This is a genomic window from Halomonas sp. DP5N14-9 (assembly GCF_019802175.1).
Lineage (GTDB): Bacteria > Pseudomonadota > Gammaproteobacteria > Pseudomonadales > Halomonadaceae > Halomonas > Halomonas litopenaei.
On the sequence record NZ_JAHVHR010000001.1, the window covers coordinates 168,176 to 184,346 of the forward strand.

Here is a 16,171-nt window from a genome sequence, read left to right on the forward strand (position 1 = left end):
TCGTGGCGACCGGCTACGCCCAGGCGCTGGTGGGAGGTTGAGGCACCAGGCACCATGGTCACGACATCGGCATAGATCCAACTCCGGCCGCCCTCAGGGGCGGCCGGAGGCGTTTCAGGCAGGGCGGATCACTCTTTGATCACTGACGATGGCGTTCAGCGGCACGTCCCAGGAGGCCACCGGCAGGCGTTCGACACGCTGGACGTCATGGGCCAGGCCGATCAGGCGTGGCCTGGGGCCGCCCTGTCCGCTGTCGGGATGGGCGAAGGCCAGGGTGCGATCGTAGAAGCCTCCACCCATGCCCAGGCGCTGGCCGGCGTCGTCGAAGCCCACCAGCGGTAGAAGGATGGCGTCCAGCGCCCAGGGCGGCAGACGGCGCGACGGATGGGCGCCGTGACGGCTGCAGGGTTCGCTGATGCCGAAGCGATTGGCGACCATGGGGGTGTGCTCGTCGTAGCGGACGAACCACAGGCGATTGTCGCTCAGGGGGCGCAGCACCGGAAGATAGGCCTGGGCGCGCCGCTGGCGTAGCCAGTCGAGCAGGGGGCGAGGATCGATCTCCCCGTCATTGGGCAGGTAGAGCGCCACGCGACGGGCACTCAGCAGTTCAGGAAGGCGACGCAGGCGAGCCAATAGTGACTGGCTGGCGGCCTGCTGCTGGCGCGGGCTCAGGGCCCGGCGGCGGCGGCGTAGTTCGCGCCGCAGCTCGGTACGTGACAAGTGTCCGAGCGTCATCTGTGCGTCAATGGAAGAGCGCAGATCGTTCATTCGAGGTTCCCCAGAGTGCCGCTGTCGTTCTGGCCCTTGAACCCATAGGTTCAAGGTGGGTGGCCGCAGCCGAGCCGTCAGGCTTTCCGTCGCACGGACTTGCACACGGGCCCGGCTAGCATTTGGCCCCCTGGGTACTGCGCATAGGCTCGAGGGACTGTAACGACTGGCGCACACCCCAGGGAACTCCTCCATGCTACCAGACCGGGGCCTGGCGCCAAAGTGAAGATGCCTTCGAGTGCTTTAGGAGGCAGTGTCGACCAGGCGCGCTGGTCGCGAGACACCAGCAAGGGGATGAGGTGCTGGCACGGCTCTCGCAGATGAGGCGGGGCGCGGACCACCGGGGCGGTACGGGACGTGGTGCGGGTTTAGGTACCGAAAGCCCTGATCAGCCTTGATCAGACGTCGGAATCGCGACTCGGCGCCTTGGCGAGCGCCTGCTCCAGGCGGGTGTTCAGCTCGCTCAGACTGGCTTCGCCTGCACGCTTTTCGTCACGCAGGCCAAGCAGTTCGTGGGCCAGATTGAGTGCAGCCATGATGGCGATCTTCTCCCGATCCACCACCTTGCCCTGGGCGTGGATCCCCTGCATGGCCTGGTCCAGATAGCGGGCAGCACGCTCCAGTCCCTCCTGCTCCTCGGGGGCACAGGCGATGGTGTAGGGGCGTTCTAGCAGCGTAATGTCGGTGGTATGCCGCTTGGTGTCATTCATGGGCCTGGCTCCGGGGCGGGCCTTGGCTAACGCAGCGCCGAACGGGCAGGATGCGTTACCATCGGGGATCGATTGCGAGTCACTATAAGAGAGCCTTCAGCGGGGGGTCAACGCGACACCTCAAGACGGGAGCACCGACGGCGCTTACCGATGCCATTGGCAAGCGGCTTCTGGTCACCCCGGGGGCGCCGCGGTATTGCCACCCTGAACCTCTTCTTCAGCGGATATCATCATGTCTTTGATCAACGAACGCCAGGACTTCTCCACCATCGCCGACACCTTTTTGTTGCATGGCAGCATGCAGTCGCCGGCCTTTCTCGACGGGCGCCTGTGCGCGGCACTCGGCCTGCACGACCTCACCGCCGAGGCCTGGCTCGAGGAGGTCTGCCTGACCCTCGGGGTCGACCAGCCCAGAGACGAGCCCAGCGCCGAACGCCTGCTCGGCTGGCGCCGCCAGACCCTGGACGCTCTGGCCAGCACTGAGCTGAACTTCGAACCGCTGCTGCCTGACGAGATGTTCTCGCTGGCCGAGCGTGCCCAGGGCCTCAAGGAGTGGACCCTCGGCTTTCTCGAAGTGGTGGAGGATGCAGGCGACGCGCCCAGAAAGAAGTGGTCCGAGCCGCTCAGGGAGGCCATCGAGGATCTCGCGGGTTTGGCCGCCATCGAGACCGATATCGACGACAGCGCCGAGAATGAAAACGACCTCTTTGCCCTGACCGAACACGCCCGCATGGCGGCGATGCTGCTCTATACCGAACAGCACCCTGGCACCCCGCAGGTCGAGCAGGTCGACGAGACGCCTCCCACCACCCACTGACGCTTGCCAAAGTCCCGAACGATGCCTGCAAAGTTCGGGATTTTTCCCTCCTTTTCCCGTCGCCAGAGCCTGCTATGCTGGATGGTGTGATCGATCCGGCAGCGCACTTCTGGACTCGGGTCGCTGGCGAATCGACCGCTGACCTGTCCGTGGCGATCATGCCTTTCTCGGCGATCACACCTTTCTCATCGGTGCGTGCCTCTGGTGTGTTGGACTCTTCTCGCCGCCGCTGGTCGACGACCGGGTAGTCGTGGATCGGGTCGTCGTGGACCGGATGATCGTCGGATTACCGCGCACATGGGTGCGCCAATTTTCCAGAAGAGTGTCGTGTCACAGGTCCTGTAAGGGAGGGATGCTGGTGGTTGAGGTATAAATCAGGGTGCTGTTTCGTCAGGGCAGTTGGTGGTTTTATAGCCAACTAGCACGCTAATAAATGCTTGATTACGTAAAGTTATTACAGGAATACAGTAATGCCGCAAGACACCCCCGAGAGCACTGTGGAACCAACGGCAAGCCGCCTTTCAGCGAACGCCCCTCAGGCGTCTTGCCAGGAAGGTGGCCAAGCGGTCGAGCGGGTCGACGTGGCGATCATCGGCGGGGGGCTGGTGGGGGCGAGCCTGGGGACGGCCCTGGCGGAATTGATCGAACATTCCGGCCTAAAGGTCGCGGTGGTCGAGGCCGCACCGATGGCACCGCTCGCACCGTCGCCGCAGGAAGCGGCGCCTTCGGCGGGAGAAGACGACGCCTGGCAGCCAAGCTTCGACGCCCGCGCCAGCGCCATTGCGGCGGGGTCCGCCGCGCACTTTTCGCGCCTCGGGGTGTGGTCGGCCATGGCCGCGAAGGCCAGCGCGATCTCGCTGATCCATGTCAGTGAGAAGGGGCGCCTTGGTGCGACGCGCCTGCGTGCCGACGAAATGGGCGTCGAGGCGCTCGGCTACGTGGTACCCAACGCCTGGATGGGGCGGGTGCTGCACCGCCGCCTGGCCGAACTGCCGCTCGACTGGCACTGTCCGGCTCGGGTGGAGCGTATCGAACCCGTGGCCGCAGGCCATCGTCTGTGGTTGTCCAGCGGCAGCGTGCTGGAGGCCGGCCTGACCGTGCTGGCCGACGGCGGTCGCTCTGGCCTCAAGGAGGCGCTGGGGATCGAGAGCGATGCGGCCCCCTACGATCAGGTGGCAATGATCGCCAATGTCGCGGTCGGGCGCCCCCACCAGGGCGTTGCCTACGAGCGCTTCACACGGCAAGGCCCGATGGCGCTGCTGCCGCTGCCGGGACAGGCCATGGAGCTGGTGTGGACCCATGAAAAGGGCAGCGAACAGCGCCGTCTGGCATTGTCGGACCGCGCCTTTCTCGAAGAGCTGCAGGCCGCCTTTGGCGATCGAGCCGGCGCCTTCGTCAAGGTCGGCCAGCGCCACGTTTACCCGCTGTCGCTGGTCACCGCGCGGGAGACGACACGGCCGGGGCTGGCGGTGCTGGGCAACGCCGCACATGCTCTGCACCCGGTGGCGGGCCAGGGCTTCAACCTCGCGCTGCGAGGGGTGATCGACCTGGTCGAGGCCATCGAGCAAGGGCTCGAGGCCGGCCAGGCGCCTGGCAGCGCGGCGACCCTGGCCGCCTTCGAGCGACGCCGCGAAGCGGACCAGCGCAACGTGGTGCGCTTCAGCGACGGCCTGATTCGGCTGTTCGGCATCGACCAGCCACTGCTGTCCCACGCCCGTGCCGCGGGACTGATTGGCCTGAACCTCGCAGGACCGCTGAGGCGGGGCCTCGCCAGGCGGGCCATGGGCAGCGAACGATAACTGGGTAGGGGCAACCCTGGCCCGTTGGTGTCATCTAGCCCACAGAGCCTTCCCGTGGCGTCAGGCAGACTTCAGGCACTGACCCTGAAAGCCTGGCGGTCGAGCATAGGATTGCCCTTGGCGGTACACTGGGTGCGCTGCGTTGCCGCGACCCTGAGGGCGAATCCGCAAAGGACCCCTGAGGGCGAATCCGCAAACGCACGTGGTTCAAGCGAGTCAGTGATCGTCAGGAAGACTGGGAGAGCGAGACGCCGATGAAGGAGCAGGCAGAGGGTTCAGCCGCCAAGGCAGCGCCGAAGGGAGTCGATGTGGTGATCGCCGGCATCGGCATGGTAGGTGCCGTACTGGCCGTGCTGCTGGCACGGGAAGGCTGGACGGTCGCCATGGTGGACCCGCGTCCGGGTCCGCTGGACTCGGATGACCTGCCGGGCAGTGTGCCGGCCCCCCGCGTCAGCGCCCTGACCCCGGTGTCTCGACGGTTGCTGGAAGGCCTCGGTGCCTGGCCGCGCATCGACGCCTGGCGCGCCACGCCCTACACCGCCATGCAGGTGTGGGACGCCGACGGCTCCGGCGAGGTCGGTTTCCGCGCCGATCAGGCCGGGGTGCCGGTGCTTGGCCATATCGTCGAGAACGATGTGATTCTGGCGGCGCTGGAAGCCGAACTGTCGAGGCTGCCTCAGGTGCAACGCCTGCATGGTCGCAAGGTGGTGGCGTTGGACGACGGCGCAGTGCGTCGGCGGGTGACCCTGGATGATGGCAGCGTGCTGGCAGCCCCGCTGGTGGTCGGCGCCGACGGTGCACGGTCACCGCTGCGCGAGCTGGCCGGGATAGCGGTACGTGAACAGGACACCGGACAGTGCGCGCTGGTGACCACGGTGAAGACCGAGCGGCGTCACGGCGGTGTAGCCCGTCAGGCCTTTCTGGCCACCGGCCCCCTGGCCTTCCTGCCGCTGACGGTGGCGGGAGACAGCCACTACTGCTCGATCGTCTGGTCCACTACCCCGCAGGAAGCCGAGCGTCTGGCGGCACTCTCGCCGGCGGCGCTGGGCCAGGCCATGGCCGAGGCGCTGGATCATCGCCTGGGTGCGGTGGAGGTGCTGGATGAGGCCAGGAGTTTTCCGCTCAGCCAGCGACACGCCGAGCGCTACCACCTGCCGGGGCTTGCGCTGATCGGCGACGCCGCTCACAGCATTCATCCCCTGGCCGGCCAGGGGGTGAATCTGGGCTTTCTCGATGCGGCGGTGCTGGCCGAAGAGTTGCTGAACGGACGCCGTCGTGGTGTAGCACCTGGCGGCCCGAGCCTGCTGGCACGCTATGAGCGACGTCGGCGTGGCGATAACGCCATGATGCTGGTGCTGATGGAAGGCTTTCGGCGTCTGTTCGGCAGCCGCCACCCGGGCCTGACGCTGGCGCGCAACCTGGGGCTTTCCGGCGTCGACCGGTTATCTCCGATCAAGCGCCTGATCATGCAGCAGGCCACCGGCTCACGTGGGCGCCTGCCGCTTAGCTGTCGCTAGGGGGCAGGCAGAGTGCAGGCCGGGGCCTAGTCGCCCGGCCTAGCGCGTGTCGCGCTGACTGATCACGTTCAGCGCCTTCAGCAGATTCAGTGCCTCGCCCAACTGGTAGTCGCCGTCCAGCCGATCGCTGCGGCGGCTGCCGGCGCGATCTCCACCATCGCCAAGGTGTCCTTCCAGGTCAGACTCGCGAATGCGCAGGTTGCTGGTATCGGCGACCTCGAGCCGGCCGCGCACGACCTCGACGTCGGGCTCGATGCCCTGGGCCTGGATCGAGCGACCGTTAGGGGTGTAGTAGAGCGCGGTGGTCAGCTTGAGCCCTTCACCATTGCCCAGCGGCATGATCTGCTGCACCGAGCCCTTGCCGAAGCTTTCGGTGCCCATCACCACGCCTCGGCGCTGGTCCTGCAGGGCGCCGGCGACGATCTCTGCAGCGGAGGCGCTGCCGCCGTTGATCAACACCACCAGCGGCACGTCCGGCGCCGCGGTGCGTTGGGTTGCCGAAAAGCGCATGTCGCTATCGGACAGGCGCCCCTCGGTGTAGACGATCAGGCCACGGTCGAGGAAGGCGTCGGCCACGTCCACCGCCGACTGCAGTACGCCGCCGGGGTTGTTGCGCAGGTCCAGCACGATGCCTGACAGGGCCCCCTGGTCGCGCAATTCGGTCAGGGCATCCTCTACCTGCTCGCCGGTGCGGGCCTGAAACTGACTGACGCGCAGATAGCCGTAGCCGGGCTCGAGGATGTCGCTCTTCACGCTGTCGGTACGGATGATTTCCCGGGCCAGGGTGACCTCACGTGGAGCACCATCGCCGGCGCCGACCACGGTCAGGCGAATCTCGGTGCCTGGCTCGCCACGCATCATGTCCACCGCTTCCTGCAGGGATAGCCGATCGGTGGGGGTCTCGTCGATGCGCAGGATGGCGTCCTGAGCCTGTAGTCCCGCGCGCTCGGCCGGGGTGTCGTCGATCGGCGAGATCACCGTCAGCTGGCCGTCGTCGAGCCCGACCTCGATGCCGATCCCGCCAAACTCGCCTTCGGTGGTCTCCCGCAGGTTGCGATAGGCTTCGGCGTCGAGGTAACTGGAGTGGGGGTCCAGCTCCGAGAGCATGCCGCGCATGGCGTTCTTGAGCAGGGTCGCATCATCGACCTCTTCCACGTAGCCGCGCTTGATCCGCTCGAACACCTCGGAGAAGGCCTGGATCTCGCTGATCGGCAGATCATCGTCGGTCGCCTGGGCGCTGGCCAGCGAAGGCCAGGCCAGGGTCGCGGCGAGGCACCACGCAAGGCAAGTCCCGGTCAGTGTCTTGAGGCGCGAGGGACGGTGGGCGGCTCGGGGTTCGGTCATGCGGTCTCCGCTCGACGTAGGGGCAAGGTTCAAGCATAGCCTTAGGCCGGATGGTTGAAAATGGCGTGTGCTCAGCGCCGCGCGATCCAGCCACCAGGATCGATGGGGTCTCCGCCTCGGCGTACCTCGAAATACAGCCCCGGAGCGTCGCGGCCTCCGCTGACGCCGACGCGGCCCAGTGTCTGGCCACGCTCCACACGGCTGCCGACCTCCGTCTCGAAGCGTTGCAGGTGGGCGTAGAGGGTCATCACCTGGTCGCCGTGGTCGACGATCAGCAGATTGCCGAAGCCGCGCATCCAGTCGGCGAACACCACCCGGCCGGGGTGAACCGCTTCGACCGAAGTCCCGGATGGCGCCTGAATCAGGATGCCGTTGCGGTGGACGCCGCGGGATTCGCGAAAGCGCGACAGCATCATGCCCTGCACCGGCCACGGCAGGTCGCCTCGGGTGCGCTCGATGGCGGTGGACGGCGGCGGGCGCTCGAGCCGTGCCATGGTTTCCTGCACTTCGCGCAGCACCCGCTCGGCGTGGGCCCGGTCCTGGTCCAGCGAGGCCAGCTTCGAGGCCTCGGTGTCGTAGCGTTGGTCGAGCTGCGCCACCAGCGCCTGGCGCTCGCGGCTCTGCCTGGCCAGGGCCTGGCTACGGGCCGCCACATCGGCCTCCAGGGAAGCCAGCTCCTCGCTGCGGTGTTCGAGCTCGCGGCGGTTGTCATCCAGACGCTGGTCCAGTTCAGCGAGCAGATCGAGGCGCTCGTTGCGGGCGTCGGCAAGATGGTTGAGATAGGCCTGCAGGCGGTCCAGTCGTGCAGGGTCGTCCTGATTCAGCAGCAGCTTCAACTGTGGTGTCAGGCCCATGCGATAGAGCGCATCGAGTTGACGACCCAGGGCTGCCCGCTGCTCCCGGCGTTCGGCTTCCATCAGTTCTCGGCGATGCGCAAGCTCGGCCATCTCCTGATCGAGCCGGCGGCGTTCGGCCTGCAGCGTATCCAGGCGCTGGTGGGTCTCGGCCAGTGCCGTTTCCACCTCGCGCAGGGCCTCGCTGGCCTGGTCGCGGGCGCTATCGGTGCTGGCCAGGCGCTGACTGGCCTCTTGAATACGCTCGCCGATGGCGTCGAGCCTTTGCCTGGCCTGCTGCTCGCTGGGACTGGCCTGAGCGAGCGGCAGGCCGGCCTGTGTCACAGGAGTGAGCGGCAGGCCACCCAGCCACAGGACCGCTGCGCCCAGGGCGACAGCCGCGCGGACAAACCCACAACGCCGCCCCGGGCGGGGCGGCGTCGTACGTGGTGGTGGGCAGCTGCCGGGCTGGCGCCTCGATGGCGCGACTGGGGCTGCGGTGCGCAGAGGTCTCACGACAGCTCGATCAGTACCTCGCCGGTCATCTCCTCCGGCACCGACTCGCCCATCATGGTCAGCAGGGTCGGCGCCAGGTCGCACAGGCGACCGCCGTCCTTTAGCCGGGCCTCGCGGCTGCCCACGTACACCAGCGGCACCGGGAAGGTGGTATGCGCAGTCTGGGGGTTGCCGGTCTCGGGGTGCACCATCTGCTCGGCGTTGCCGTGATCTGCGGTGATCAGGCAGGCACCGCCGGCGCGCTCGATCGCTTCGACCACCCGACCCACGCACTTGTCCACCGCCTCGATGGCGGCCTTGGCGGCGTTGAAGTCACCGGTATGGCCGACCATGTCGCCGTTGGCGTAGTTGCAGATGATCAGGTCGAAGCTGCCGCCGTCGATGGCGTCGACCAGGGTGTCGGTGAGCTCGAAGGCGCTCATCTCGGGCTTCTCGTCGTAGGTCTTGACGTCCTGGGGTGAAGGAATCAGCTCGCGCTTCTCGCCCTCGAATTCCTTCTCGCGGCCGCCGGAGAAGAAGAAGGTGACGTGGGCGTACTTCTCGGTCTCGGCGATGCGCAGCTGGGTCTTGCCGCGCGTCTCCATGACCTCGCCCAGGGTGTTGTTCAGGTCCGCAGGCGGGAAGGCCGAGGGCGCGGGAATATCCGCGGCGTACTGGGTCAGCATGACCAGGCCGTCGGCGGCCAGCGTCGGCTGTACTTGACGGTTGAAGCCGTCGAAGTCCTCGAGCACGAAGGCACGGGTCAGCTCGCGGGCGCGGTCGGCGCGGAAATTCAGGAACAGCACGGCATCGCCGTCTTCGGCAGCGACTGGCTTGCCGTTCGGGCGCACGCTGGTGGCGGCGACGAATTCGTCGGTCTCGCCACGCTCATAAGCGGCGTCGAGGCCGGCTTCGGCGCTCTCGGCCTGGTGCTCGCCATGGCCCTCGGTGATCAGGCGATAGGCCTTCTCGATGCGGTCCCAGCGGTTGTCGCGGTCCATGGCGAAGTAGCGGCCGATGATCGAGGCGACGAAGCCGTTGTCCTGACCCACCAGCTCGGCAAGCTTGGCGTTGGCGCGCTCGATGGAGGCTCTGGCGCTCTTGGGCGCGGTGTCGCGGCCGTCGAGGAAACCGTGCAGGTAGATGCGCTTGGCGCCACGCCGCGCGGCCATCTCGGCCACCGCCAGCAGGTGATCCTCGTGGCTGTGAACGCCACCGGGGGACAGCAGGCCGAGCAGGTGGACCGCCTTGTCCGCCTTCACCGCCGCGTCGATGGGCGCGGTCAGCACGGCATTGTCGTCGATCTCGCCGTCTTCGATGGCCTTGGTGATACGGGTGAAGTCCTGGTAGACGATGCGCCCGGCGCCGAGGTTCATGTGACCGACCTCGGAGTTGCCCATCTGACCGTCCGGCAGGCCCACGTGGCGGCCATCGGTGTGGATCAGGGTGTGCGGGCGTTGCTGCCACAGGCGGTCCATGTTGGGGGTGTCGGCGGCGGCGACGGCGTTGGACGCGGCGTCTTCATTGTGTCCATAGCCGTCGAGGATGATCAGCGCCACCGGGCGCGGTGCGGTCGCAGTATCCGTCATGAGGAATTGCCTCTAGCTCAAGATGACCTCGCCCGGCATCCTTTTGTTGGCGCTCGACGCCTGGCGTCGTCGCCGGATGTCCTGGGGTGTCGTGGGTAAACGCTGGTGCCTGGCGATTCGGGAAGCGCGCCCGACAATAAGATCGGCGCGTCTTCGTGAGTCTCGTGGCTTGCGGTTTCAGGCTCGCGACACGATCCTCCTTGCGGCATCATATCGCACGCTGGCAGCGGTCGTCATTGACCCGACGAGGCAGTGTCCGGAGGCAGGCGGCATCGCCCCCGAGTCGTGTATACTGGCCGCCCTGCGGCGGGTAGCGGTGATCGAGCGCGGGCAACGTACCTGCGTCTCGCGTCGTCCGGTCTGTAGACTGGACTCGCAACACCGGCCTTGAGGCACCGGTCTTGTGACATAGATCTTGTAACAAAGGCCATGGACGCCGATTTCGCCACCCAGGCCACCACCATTTTTGCATCCGACGAGAGTTAGCCGACCCCATGATCGATCAGCTGTTCGAATTTGTGCAGAATCACCCGTTGCTGGTGGCTGCCTTCCTGGCCGTGCTGACGGCCTGGCTGCTGTATGAGCTGCGCAACGCCAACGCCGGTGGCGTCACCACCAGCGAAGCGACCCAGATGGTCAACCGCGAAGACGCGGTAATTCTGGACGTTCGCGACAAGAACGACTTCAAGGCGGGACACATCGCCGGCGCTCGCAACATTCCCCAGAGCAGCCTCGATTCCCGTATCAACGAGCTCGACAAGGTCAAGGCCTCGCCCATCGTGGTGGTGTGCAAGCACGGCCAGAGCTCAGGTGCCGTGGCGGCCAAGCTCAAGAAGGCTGGCTTCGAGCGCGTGTTCAAGCTCAAGGGTGGCATGACCCAGTGGCAGACCGATAACCTGCCCATCGTCAAGAAGTGACCGTCCGCACGATTTCTGATTACCCGATTCAAGGATCTTTCTCATGGCAGACGACAACAACCAGAACGCTGGCGCCCAGGCCGCCGGTCAGCAGGATCAGGAAAAGCCGCAGGTGCAGTTCTCGCTGCAGCGCATCTACGTCAAGGACATCTCCTTCGAGGCGCCGAACTCACCTGGCGTCTTCGGTCAGCCGTTCAAGCCCAAGGTCGGCCTCGACCTGGACACCCGCAGCACCAAGGTCGCCGACGGCCTTTTCGAGGTGGTGATCAAGGTCACCGCCCAGGTCACCCACAGCGAGAGCGGCACCACCTGCTTCCTGGCCGAGATCGAACAGGCCGGCCTGTTCCGCATCACCGGCATCGAAGGTGACCAGCTCGACCACACCCTGGGTGCCTTCTGCCCCAACGTGCTGTTCCCGTACGCCCGCGAGTGTGTCGACAGCCTGGTCAATCGTGGCGGCTTCCCGCCGCTGATGCTGGCACCGGTCAACTTCGAGGCGCTCTACGCCCAGAAGAAGCGCCGCGAGGCCGAGCAGGGCGATGCTCAGGGCACTGCCCAGGGCGAGCAGGCGCCGACCGCCCACTGATGAGCGACGCCGCCTTCCAGGGCCCCCGCATCCACGTCGCCGCCGCGCTTGTCGCCGGCGGCGACGTCGTTCTGCCCGAAGGAGCCGCGCGACATGTGGGGCGCGTGCTGCGGCTCAAGCCCGGTGATTCCCTGGTGCTGTTCGACGGTCAGGGTCGCGAAGCCCGTGCCGACATCTCCGAGTCCGATCGCAAGAAAGTAAGCGTTCACATACTCGAAGTGCGCGATGGAAACGGCGAATCGCCCTTGTCCGTCCATCTCGGGCAGGCGATCTCCAAGGGTGATCGCATGGACTACGCCATCCAGAAGGCGGTGGAGCTCGGCGTCGCCGCGATCACTCCGCTGTACACCGAGCACGGCGATGTGCGCCTCAAGGGCGAGCGTGAGGCAAAGAAGCTGGCCCACTGGCAGGCGGTGGCGGTGAGCGCCTGCGAGCAGTGCGGCCGCGCCACGGTGCCCGAGGTCAGGGCCCCGCAGGCGCTGAGCGAGTGGCTGGGCCAGCGTGACGAGGCGCTCAGGCTGGTGCTCCACCCGGGTACGCCAGGCGTGCTCGAGCGCGCCGAGCATGTCGCCAGCGCCTGCGTGCTGATCGGCCCCGAGGGTGGCCTGTCCCCCCGCGAGGTCGAGGCGGCGACGGCACAAGGATTTGCGGCGCTGACCCTGGGGCCACGGGTCCTGCGTACCGAAACTGCCCCGGTGGTCGCGCTGACGCTTCTGCAATCACGCTTTGGGGATATGTGAGTGCTTACTTTAGGCGGTCGGCGTTGTCCCGGCTGACCCGATCCGGCGTCCTGATCCGCGTGTCGAAAAAGGCCCGGCTCCTGTTTCGAGGAGTCGGGCCTTTTTTGCGCTAGTGGCAGAGATCCGTTCAGCCATCTCGTTTCAGTCTTGTTCGTCCATGCTGGGTTCTCGCCTCTTTCGCTCCATTCGCCCCTTGTCGCCCAGGCCCCCGCGCTGACTGCCTGGCAAGCGCGATGCGCATCAGGCGCTGAAAGGTGGGGCATTCCAGGTGGCGGGGTGCGGTGCAGGTCATGGCATGGCGCAGGCCATCGCGGATCGCGCTCAATTGCTTGATGCGCCGGTCCAGGGCGTCCGCCTTGGCACCCAGTCTTTCGCGGTCGATGTCGGGTTTGCCTTCCCGGCCAAGCATGTCGCCTATCTCGGCCAGCGAGAACCCGGCTGCCTGTCCCAGGGCGATCAGCGACAGGCGTGACAGCACGTCCGCTGCAAAGACCCGCCGCAGCCCACTACGTCCGATCGAACGGATCAGCCCGATCTCTTCGTAATAGCGCAGTTTCGACGCGGCGACGCCGCTTTGCCGGGAGACCTCGGAGATGTCGAGCACGGCGCTTGACCTCAAGTTTACTTGAGGTCGTAAGCTACTTCGGCTTTGCCTGAATCTGCAAGAGAGCGCGCGACGTTGCCGTCTCTTCAGCCTCAGGATGCGTTTCTCTTCGATCGGCTCGGCAGCGAGCTCTCTTTGCTGAAGGAGTAGTGCAGTGGCAGAACTTCTGGTTGATGTCCTTTGGCTTGGCGTGGGGGCGACCGCCTTCATGGATGTCGTCGCGCTGGTGCAGCGCCGGGTACTCGGCATTCCCTCCCTGGACTACGCCCTGGTGGGGCGCTGGCTGGGTCACCTGGCGGGAGGCACTGTCGTCCATCGGCCCATCTCGGGAAGCGCACCGATACGCGCAGAGGCGGCGCTGGGGTGGACGTTTCACTATCTGACGGGCGTGGTGTTCGCCCTGGTGTTTCTGGTACTTGTCGGATCGGATTGGCTGCAACGACCGGTGTTCGTGCCCGCGCTGGTGTTCGGTGTGGTGACGGTGCTCGCCCCGTTTCTGGTGCTGCAACCGGGGTTGGGCGCAGGCATCGCCGCACGCAGGACGCCTCGGCCAAACATCGCCAGGCTTCGCAGCCTGACGGCGCACGCAAGCTTTGGTATTGGCCTTTGGGTATCCGGGCTTGGGGGCGTGCTCGCCTTCTAGGGCGCGTACGACGAGCGCCTGAGCTCTGCAATACCGGCGTGCAAATTCGTGCTAGTGAGCGCTTACATTCTGACTGGGCGTGGTTGTCCAGCCTTTCCCCCGCAGGACGCCAATAGCCTCTCGTGAATAGCCCGGCTCATGTGAGCCGGGCTTATGTGAGCCGGGCTATCCAGGAAGCCGGGACGAGGGACAACGCCCTGGTTCATTCGTCCCTGGCGCAGCATTGCGGTCAGCCTTGATGGCTCAAACGTCCAGGGTTCCTTTCAATGACGAATCCTCGATGGCGCTGCGAAGCTCTGCGACCACTTCGCCGGGAAGCGGGATGCCCTGATCGAGAAACTCGGTGCGACGCCTGAGCCCCGATTGGCCTGGCAGTCGCACAGGACGTTCGGGGTCAACGGGCTTGGCTTGCAGACAGGCTTCGACCAGGTGGTCGGTTTCGTCGAGGAAGTCGCTGCTCCCTGCAAATAGTGCCGGATCGATCACCATGACGGTCACCGAGGCCCCCCACCCACTTGGATCGTCCTTGCGTCCGAAGCCACCAAGAGCCGAGGTCAGTGCCTCAACCATCAATCCCATGGCAAAGCCCTTGTGGCCAAACTCGCGCCCACCAAGCGGGAGAATGCTGCCCTGAGGATCCGTGAAGTAATCTTCAGGGTTGTCGCTGACGACCCCCTGGTTGCTGAGGATGACCGGATGATCGAGCCTTGAGCCCTCGGCCCTGGCCTTGGCCACGCTGCCGTTGGTGACGGTGGACATGCTGACGTCCAGCATGATCGGCTGGATTCGGCTCGGGATTCCCATGGCGATCGGGTTGGGTGTGTAGACTGGCTCGAGCCCCCCGTATGGCGCCACCGACTTTACCGCCGGGTCAGACGTCATGATGATCGGCATCAGACCCTGGTCGACGAAGGGCTTCAGATAGGAGGCCAGGCAGGCAATGTGGTGGGATCGCTTGATGCTGACGATACCGATCCCCGACGTCCTGGCCGCATCAGCACTTTGCTCAAGCGCCTTCTGGACCAGGTAAGGGCCGAGGATATAGTGTCCGTCGTAGGCAGCCGCCACAGGGCTGATCTGGCGGGATTCGAGCAGCGACGCATCACCACGTGCATGGCCGGACTTCAAGTCCTTGAGGTAGCCGTTGGCCAGTTTTACCCCATGGGTATGGTGTCCCAGCAGGTCCCCCTCGATGAGGATGCTGCTGGTCGTCCGACTGACTTCTTCGGATGCGCCGGCCTCTCTGAAAAGTGTCACCAGGACATCTTCCAACCACGGTGTCGTATAGCGTCTCATGATAATTCCTGTGCCTTGTTGGAGTTGGCGTGCTTGAACTTCTTGTAGGCCATGGTCAGCAACGGCGAGAGCCACAGCAGAATGACGAGGGCGCCTAGCCCTGCGCTGATCGGGCGTGAAAAGAAGGCCAGCAGGTCGCCATTGCTCTTGAGCATGGAGCTCATGAAGTTATTTTCCAGGGTAGTGCCCAACACCAGCCCCAGGATGGCAGGCGCCATCGGGAAATCGCACCTCGCCAGGATCGATGCCACCGCGCCGATAATAAGCATGATCCAGACATCGGTAATCGAATTGTTGATCGAAAATGCGCCAACGATGCAGAAGCATAGGATAATCGGCATAAGTACCTTCCTTGGCGTCAGGATAAATACTTTTGCCGACCGTATTGCGGCATATCCAATGGGCAGCATCACCAGGTTAGCCAGGAAAAAGACGACAAAAAGCGCATAGATCAACCCACTGCCATCCATGAAGATGGTGGGGCCGGGGTTCATGCCCTTCATGTACAGCACCCCGATGACGATGGCCGTGATGGAGTCTCCCGGGATGCCGAACACCAAAGCCGGCACCCAGGCGCCGCTGATGCCAGAGTTGTTGGCGGAGCTGGCATCGACAATGCCTTCAATATGGCCCGTCCCGTATGCCTCCTTTTGCTTTGAGCGACCTTTGCCCACGGCGTAGGAAATCCAGGCGGCTATGTCGGCACCGGCGCCAGGGAGCGCCCCGATCAGGGTACCGATCGATCCTCCGCGAAACATGTTGGGCCAGTAGGCCTTCAGGTGTCCTGGAACTTGGCTGAAGACGCTATCCTTGGAGAGCGACGGCATTGCTCTACCATCGCCACGTGAACCATAGAAGAGCATCAACTCGTTGAGCGCGAACATGCCGATCATGACCGGTATGAAGTTGATCCCGGCCATGAGGTCCGGGATGCCGAAGGTAAAACGAGGAGCACCACTCATCATGTCCAGCCCGACAGTGGACAAGAGAAGGCCGATCATCAATGACAGGAAGGCCTTTACCCTGGAGCCGATAGCGATAAAGATCGAGCAGCTCAAACCCAGCAAGGCCAGCCAGAAATACTCAAATGAACTGAACTGAAGAGCGACCTCCGCCAGTGACGGAGAAACGAAGACAAGAATAATGGTGCCGAAGATTCCACCAAATACCGAGCAAACCAGGTTGACGCCAAGGGTTTCCCGGGCCCGTCCGGACCGCGCCAGAAGGTGGGAGTCACCTACATAGGCAGCGGAGGATGGTGTTCCAGGAATATTCAGATAGGTCGCAGGAATGTCGCCGGAGAATATCGCCATGGCAGATGTGGTCACGATCGCCGCGATAGCCGGAACCGGATCCATGTAAAAGGTGATCGGTACCAGCAAGGCAACCGCCATGGTAGCCGTAAGACCTGGTACCGCACCGACGAAAACACCAAAGACGGAGGCGGCTAGAATGACGAGCAAGGTCTCGACATTGAAGACTAGCTGTAACCCTAGAAGAATGGTATCCATGA

15 protein-coding genes and 1 other RNA gene are annotated in these 16,171 nt (G+C 65.0%); 7 read left to right on the plus strand and 9 right to left on the minus strand.

The window, feature by feature from the left end; genetic code table 11:
- Nucleotides 1-114: 114 nt before the first annotated feature.
- From KUW00_RS00780 to KUW00_RS00790, 3 genes are all read right to left on the minus strand, one after another.
- A complete protein-coding gene (locus KUW00_RS00780; RefSeq protein ID WP_222568008.1) occupies nt 115-768 on the minus strand; it encodes a 5-formyltetrahydrofolate cyclo-ligase in 654 nt (217 codons plus the stop codon).
- Between the two features lie 3 nt (nt 769-771).
- Nucleotides 772-956, minus strand: a non-coding RNA gene (gene ssrS, locus KUW00_RS00785) — 6S RNA.
- Between the two features lie 210 nt (nt 957-1,166).
- Nucleotides 1,167-1,478, minus strand: coding sequence for a cell division protein ZapA (locus tag KUW00_RS00790; protein ID WP_045990982.1), 312 nt, complete (start codon nt 1,476-1,478; stop codon nt 1,167-1,169).
- A gap of 232 nt (nt 1,479-1,710) precedes the next feature.
- Here KUW00_RS00790 and KUW00_RS00795 point away from each other — a divergent pair, with 232 nt between their 5' ends.
- The 3 genes from KUW00_RS00795 to KUW00_RS00805 all read left to right on the plus strand — a co-directional run bounded on the left by KUW00_RS00795 (nt 1,711) and on the right by KUW00_RS00805 (nt 5,611).
- Nucleotides 1,711-2,295, plus strand: coding sequence for a UPF0149 family protein (locus tag KUW00_RS00795; RefSeq protein ID WP_045990983.1), 585 nt, complete (start codon nt 1,711-1,713; stop codon nt 2,293-2,295).
- Between the two features lie 470 nt (nt 2,296-2,765).
- Complete coding sequence (ubiH, locus tag KUW00_RS00800; RefSeq protein ID WP_222568009.1) at nt 2,766-4,094, plus strand: 2-octaprenyl-6-methoxyphenyl hydroxylase; 1,329 nt, start codon at nt 2,766-2,768, stop codon at nt 4,092-4,094.
- 254 nt (nt 4,095-4,348) lie between these two features.
- Entirely contained in the window at nt 4,349-5,611 is a 1,263-nt protein-coding gene (locus KUW00_RS00805; protein ID WP_222568010.1) for a UbiH/UbiF/VisC/COQ6 family ubiquinone biosynthesis hydroxylase, read from the plus strand.
- A gap of 39 nt (nt 5,612-5,650) precedes the next feature.
- Here KUW00_RS00805 and KUW00_RS00810 read toward each other — a convergent pair whose 3' ends face one another.
- The 3 genes from KUW00_RS00810 to gpmI form a co-directional block, all read right to left on the minus strand.
- Entirely contained in the window at nt 5,651-6,955 is a 1,305-nt protein-coding gene (locus KUW00_RS00810) for a S41 family peptidase (protein WP_083970169.1), read from the minus strand.
- Between the two features lie 71 nt (nt 6,956-7,026).
- Nucleotides 7,027-8,133, minus strand: coding sequence for a murein hydrolase activator EnvC family protein (locus tag KUW00_RS00815; RefSeq protein ID WP_045990986.1), 1,107 nt, complete (start codon nt 8,131-8,133; stop codon nt 7,027-7,029).
- 167 nt (nt 8,134-8,300) lie between these two features.
- Nucleotides 8,301-9,872, minus strand: coding sequence for a 2,3-bisphosphoglycerate-independent phosphoglycerate mutase (gene gpmI / locus KUW00_RS00820; RefSeq protein ID WP_222568011.1), 1,572 nt, complete (start codon nt 9,870-9,872; stop codon nt 8,301-8,303).
- 494 nt (nt 9,873-10,366) lie between these two features.
- Here gpmI and KUW00_RS00825 point away from each other — a divergent pair, with 494 nt between their 5' ends.
- From KUW00_RS00825 to KUW00_RS00835, 3 genes are read left to right on the plus strand one after another with little or no spacing between them, the layout of a single operon-like run.
- Entirely contained in the window at nt 10,367-10,789 is a 423-nt protein-coding gene (locus KUW00_RS00825) for a rhodanese-like domain-containing protein (RefSeq protein ID WP_045990988.1), read from the plus strand.
- Nucleotides 10,790-10,832: 43 nt separating this feature from the next.
- Nucleotides 10,833-11,375, plus strand: coding sequence for a protein-export chaperone SecB (secB, locus tag KUW00_RS00830; RefSeq protein ID WP_045990989.1), 543 nt, complete (start codon nt 10,833-10,835; stop codon nt 11,373-11,375).
- The gene (locus tag KUW00_RS00835; protein WP_222568012.1) at nt 11,375-12,115 is read left to right on the plus strand and encodes a 16S rRNA (uracil(1498)-N(3))-methyltransferase; all 741 of its coding nucleotides are present in this window, start codon (nt 11,375-11,377) and stop codon (nt 12,113-12,115) included. Before secB ends, KUW00_RS00835 begins: the two co-directional genes overlap by 1 nt.
- Nucleotides 12,116-12,242: 127 nt before the next feature.
- On the opposite strand, the gene KUW00_RS00840 is transcribed toward KUW00_RS00835, so the two are convergent.
- Nucleotides 12,243-12,719 (minus strand): helix-turn-helix domain-containing protein, encoded by a 477-nt coding sequence (locus KUW00_RS00840; protein ID WP_315901084.1) that lies wholly within the window; start codon nt 12,717-12,719, stop codon nt 12,243-12,245.
- 154 nt (nt 12,720-12,873) lie between these two features.
- On the opposite strand from KUW00_RS00840, the gene KUW00_RS00845 reads away from it, so the two are divergent.
- Nucleotides 12,874-13,362, plus strand: a complete 489-nt coding sequence (locus KUW00_RS00845; protein WP_315901085.1) for a DUF2938 domain-containing protein — start codon at nt 12,874-12,876, stop codon at nt 13,360-13,362.
- A 243-nt stretch (nt 13,363-13,605) separates the two neighbouring features.
- On the opposite strand, the gene KUW00_RS00850 is transcribed toward KUW00_RS00845, so the two are convergent.
- Nucleotides 13,606-14,658 carry an Ldh family oxidoreductase gene (locus KUW00_RS00850; protein WP_222568015.1) on the minus strand — a complete coding sequence of 351 codons (1,053 nt, stop codon included), beginning with the start codon at nt 14,656-14,658 and terminating at the stop codon, nt 13,606-13,608.
- Nucleotides 14,655-16,169 carry a tripartite tricarboxylate transporter permease gene (locus KUW00_RS00855; RefSeq protein ID WP_045995208.1) on the minus strand — a complete coding sequence of 505 codons (1,515 nt, stop codon included), beginning with the start codon at nt 16,167-16,169 and terminating at the stop codon, nt 14,655-14,657. Before KUW00_RS00855 ends, KUW00_RS00850 begins: the two co-directional genes overlap by 4 nt.
- Nucleotides 16,170-16,171: the final 2 nt, after the last annotated feature.

Excerpts from the sequence above, each read along its gene's own strand:
- KUW00_RS00810 (WP_083970169.1), bottom strand. The coding sequence starts at position 6,955 with ATGACCGAACCCCGAGCCGCCCACCGTCCCTCGCGCCTCAAGACACTG.
- secB (WP_045990989.1), top strand. The coding sequence starts at position 10,833 with ATGGCAGACGACAACAACCAGAACGCTGGCGCCCAGGCCGCCGGTCAG.
- KUW00_RS00855 (WP_045995208.1), bottom strand. The coding sequence starts at position 16,169 with ATGGATACCATTCTTCTAGGGTTACAGCTAGTCTTCAATGTCGAGACC.
- KUW00_RS00790 (WP_045990982.1), bottom strand. The coding sequence starts at position 1,478 with ATGAATGACACCAAGCGGCATACCACCGACATTACGCTGCTAGAACGC.
- KUW00_RS00780 (WP_222568008.1), bottom strand. The coding sequence starts at position 768 with ATGAACGATCTGCGCTCTTCCATTGACGCACAGATGACGCTCGGACAC.
- gpmI (WP_222568011.1), bottom strand. The coding sequence starts at position 9,872 with ATGACGGATACTGCGACCGCACCGCGCCCGGTGGCGCTGATCATCCTC.
- KUW00_RS00835 (WP_222568012.1), top strand. The coding sequence starts at position 11,375 with ATGAGCGACGCCGCCTTCCAGGGCCCCCGCATCCACGTCGCCGCCGCG.
- KUW00_RS00850 (WP_222568015.1), bottom strand. The coding sequence starts at position 14,658 with ATGAGACGCTATACGACACCGTGGTTGGAAGATGTCCTGGTGACACTT.
- KUW00_RS00825 (WP_045990988.1), top strand. The coding sequence starts at position 10,367 with ATGATCGATCAGCTGTTCGAATTTGTGCAGAATCACCCGTTGCTGGTG.
- KUW00_RS00805 (WP_222568010.1), top strand. The coding sequence starts at position 4,349 with ATGAAGGAGCAGGCAGAGGGTTCAGCCGCCAAGGCAGCGCCGAAGGGA.
- KUW00_RS00795 (WP_045990983.1), top strand. The coding sequence starts at position 1,711 with ATGTCTTTGATCAACGAACGCCAGGACTTCTCCACCATCGCCGACACC.
- ubiH (WP_222568009.1), top strand. The coding sequence starts at position 2,766 with ATGCCGCAAGACACCCCCGAGAGCACTGTGGAACCAACGGCAAGCCGC.